General features: G+C 44.4%; 3 protein-coding genes and 1 pseudogene. 1 reads left to right on the top strand and 3 read right to left on the bottom strand.

Annotation, left to right across the window (positions count from 1 at the left end):
- Positions 1 to 247 (top strand): DeoR family transcriptional regulator (locus tag RDP42_RS12460; protein ID WP_308763950.1); only part of this gene is annotated, 247 nt, incomplete at its 5' end.
- Positions 248 to 322: 75 nt separating this feature from the next.
- On the opposite strand, the pseudogene RDP42_RS12455 reads toward RDP42_RS12460, so the two are convergent.
- The 3 genes and pseudogenes from RDP42_RS12455 to RDP42_RS12445 all read right to left on the bottom strand — a co-directional run.
- A pseudogene (locus RDP42_RS12455) lies at positions 323 to 550 on the bottom strand (helix-turn-helix domain-containing protein); the annotation flags it as partial.
- 499 nt (positions 551 to 1,049) lie between these two features.
- Entirely contained in the window at positions 1,050 to 1,505 is a 456-nt protein-coding gene (locus RDP42_RS12450; protein ID WP_308763949.1) for an arsenate reductase ArsC, read from the bottom strand.
- 57 nt (positions 1,506 to 1,562) lie between these two features.
- Positions 1,563 to 2,509, bottom strand: a 947-nt coding sequence (locus RDP42_RS12445) for a permease (protein WP_308763948.1), incomplete at its 5' end; no start/stop codon positions are given.

Raw genomic sequence — 2,509 nt, 5'->3', positions numbered from 1 at the left:
CGAAACAGTCCTGTCCGAACGACAACGTGAAGTCTTGAATTTATATTTGGACGGTCATCCCGGCAAACTGACGACTAAGAATTGGGCAAAACGTGTAAAGGTATCACCAGATACAGCAGCCCGCGATATAAAAGATTTGGTAGAAAAGGGTATTCTGACACCTCAGCAGGGGCGGGTTCGTGACGTATTCTACGGAATCCGGTGCAGTGACTCTATCCTTGTCATCCCCATGCCTGAAGATGTATAATCGTTCATCATACAAGCATAAAGGCTGTGTGACATCGGTTTATCAAAACCGGCACACAGCCTTTATGCCTTTCTTTTATTTACTACTCATATATGCTTCCCGATAATTTTCCTGAAGCATTTTCTCTATATCACTCTCCCGGTAAAGTATCTTACCTCCCAACTGGTAATAGGATATTCTCCCTTCATTACGATAATCCTGAAGCGTGCGTCTGCTCAATTTCAATTGTGCCGACACTTCCTTGTCGGTCAGGTAGCGTTCGCCGCCCAGTACGAGACGGTTTCCTACTGTCAGATTCTCAATCAGACTCCGTTAAAGAGAAATACCTTTTAGAATTACCAGTTTATACCATCTCGTTGACATACATCAAGTATTCAGGCTTTTCATGAAAAATTATATGTTATACAACATTCCATATAACAAACAATGCGTACTTTTGTGTTGTAAAACATAAAAACAACTATAAAATGAGACTTATTATTAAATGCTTAATTAAGGGCCTGAGAATAATGGGCGACAACCAATTGCAGATTCTGAACAAATAACTGTTCACATTTGCCCATTTTGAACAGGGATAATAAGCAATAAAAAAGCAAAGAAATGAAACCGACCACCGGATACGACTTTACCACCATTCCGATGATTGGTATTTTTTTTGATATATGCATTTTTCTATGTTCAAACCGATAAGAAAGAGTCATTCTTTACTCATGTAACCCGATTTTAAATCCGATTAAAATCTTATTGTGTCTGGAATCGCTCAAAAAGGCCATTCTTTTCTCTTTCTCCATATCCTTATTTCTTAGCAGTTTCCGCCGCAAGCACATTTCGGCAATTCTTCCTTTCTGATTTCCGTGATGTAGAAACGGGCAAAAGCATTTCTGATTTCGTCACGTACACGGCGGAACTCCGAGTCGATGAACTCCGGCGTGCCTGTAGCATGTGACGGATCGTCAAAGCCGATGTGCATACGTTTGCCGACCTTTCCTGTGAAGGCAGGACAGCTTTCATTGGCGCCACCGCAAACGGTGATTACATAATCCCATTCCTGATCGAGATAAGTGTTGACGTGTGTAGGCACATGCGAGCTGATGTCTATTCCCACTTCTTTCATCACTTCCACAGCCTTGGCATTTATCTGGGCTGCCGGTTCGGTACCACCTGAATATACTTCTAAACTTTTGTCGAATGACTGCAAAAAGCCGTGAGCCATCTGGCTGCGGCAACTGTTTCCAGTACAAAGAATCAATACTTTCATTTATTCCGTTTTTTATTGGTTCGACTTAAAATAGGATGTTTCCAATTATTATCTTATCTACAGTACATAGTTAAACAGATAGCCCGACAGAATGATGAAGAACGCCACCGTTCCGAAGAATATGCCAATCAGTTTCCAGGTCATTACTTTCTTCAGCAGGGTGGCTTCCGGCAGGGAAAGGCCGACAACCGCCATCATGAAAGCTATTGCAGTTCCGATGGGAATACCTTTTGCCACAAACACCTCGATGACAGGCACGATGCCTGCGGCATTGGCATACATCGGTACGGCAAGAATCACAGACAGAGGCACGGCATACCAGTTGTCTTTCGACATGTATTGCTGGAAGAAGCCTTCCGGCACAAAACCATGCATGAAGGCACCGATACCGATACCAATCAGAATGTATATAAGTACACCGCTGACAATCTTCCAGGCATCACGGACAATGGTCGGGAGTCGTTTGATAAAGGTGGTACGGTTCTTTTCCCATTCATCGGCCTGGGCAGACGAATTGGCCTGTATCTGCTTTACCCAGTCGCTCAGATAAGGAGCCAGACGCATACGGCCGAGTACGATACCGCCTATCACTCCCAGCAGAATCCCGCTGATGACATAAATCAGTGTCACTTTCAGACCGAATGAACCGAGAAACATGGCCACAGCCACCTCATTCACCAGCGGGGAGGTAATCAGGAAGGCGAAGGTGACCCCTAAAGGGATGCCGCCTTTCACGAAGCCGATGAACAGCGGTATGGATGAACACGAACAGAACGGGGTGATGGCTCCGAAGAGTGACGCCAGCAAGTATTGCAACCCGTACATCTTGTGTGTGACGAGATAGTTCCGCAAACGCTCTATCGGAAAATAAGCGTTGACGATGCCCATCAACACACTGATGAAGAACAAAAGTATGAGAATTTTAATTGTATCATAAAAGAAGAAGTTTACGGCAACTCCTACCGGAGTGTCGGCACTCAGTCCGAAAAGGCCGTAAACAAGCC

The organism is uncultured Bacteroides sp., assembly GCF_902472605.1.
Taxonomy (GTDB): domain Bacteria; phylum Bacteroidota; class Bacteroidia; order Bacteroidales; family Bacteroidaceae; genus Phocaeicola.
The sequence above is the reverse complement of the archived record's forward strand: the minus strand, read 5'-3'. Positions and strand labels throughout refer to the sequence as shown.

What these genes read in the sequence shown, in the direction of transcription:
- RDP42_RS12450 (WP_308763949.1), bottom strand. Translation starts at nt 1,505, where the DNA reads ATGAAAGTATTGATTCTTTGTACTGGAAACAGTTGCCGCAGCCAGATG.